Source organism: Anaerorhabdus sp., from assembly GCF_036657415.1.
Lineage (GTDB): Bacteria > Bacillota_I > Bacilli_A > Erysipelotrichales > Erysipelotrichaceae > Anaerorhabdus.
Genome location: NZ_JAVXGL010000074.1, coordinates 1 through 1113, shown reverse-complemented (window position 1 = coordinate 1113; position 1113 = coordinate 1). Strand labels below are relative to the sequence as shown.

The following is a 1113-nucleotide window of genomic DNA, read 5'->3' as shown; positions in this document are numbered from 1 at the left end:
GATTCTTCTATCGCTTTACATTTTGGTCCTGATTTTTATATTCTTCGTAGAATCACATCCTTTTTAAATTTTGCCTGTGGTCCTTTATTACCATTACTCTTATGGCGAATATTTTACGAGAAAAAACTACCAATTTATGCATATATTCCTATGATACTAAATGTCATTGTCTGTTTTATCAGTATTTTTTATAATCTTGTATTCTTCATTAATTCTTCAAATCATTATGATCGTGGACCATTATTCATGATATCCATTCTCATTTCTTGGTTTTATATGATTATGTTAATTAGGCAACCTATTCATCATAAACATTACAAAAAACACGCAGAACATATCTTTTTATTCGTAGTCATATTTTTAATGTTTTTAAGTTTTATTTTAGAAGTAGTATTCCATCTTCGCTTCATGAATTGGAATTTCTCGGCAATGTCTTTAATTCTTTATTATCTATTACTAAACATTCAATATTATATGACTGACTCCTTAACAGGTGCTTATAATCGCGGATGTTACGATAATGAACTGAATAAAATTGAATATAAAACAAATTATATTATTACCCTTCTTGATCTCAATAAATTCAAGTTAATCAATGATACTTATGGACATATGGTTGGTGATGATTGTTTAATACTTATTACTAATTTATTTATAGAAAATCTCCCTGCAAATTCTCGATTATATCGAATAGGCGGTGATGAATTTGTAGTTTTATCAAAGAAAGCAGATTATTCTTCGATTTCAAAAACAATTGAAACAATCCATACAAAAGCAAATGACTATGGATTAAACTTTGCTTACGGCATTGTTGATTATCATATTACTGAATCCTTGACTGACGCTATAAAAAAAGCTGATTCATTAATGTATGTTGATAAAAAAAGAAAGCAAGATTGTTATTTCCCATCTGATAAATTACTTAATTTACATCATATTAAAACCTCGCAAAGTTAATTCTTACGAGGTTTTCTTCATTTTATTATACTTAAACAGCTACGATATTTACTATTTTATTCGGAATTACAATAACTTTACGTATTGTTTTGCCATCTATTTGAGCTTTTACAGTATCAATACTAAATGCTATTTCTTATATCTTCTTACTATCTT

The 1113-nt window shown here is 27.2% G+C and carries 1 protein-coding gene; it reads left to right on the top strand.

Annotated elements, in window-relative coordinates; genetic code table 11:
• Window positions 1–957, top strand: a 957-nt coding sequence (locus RSB60_RS09280; RefSeq protein WP_332615921.1) for a GGDEF domain-containing protein, incomplete at its 5' end; no start/stop codon positions are given.
• Window positions 958–1113: the final 156 nt, after the last annotated feature.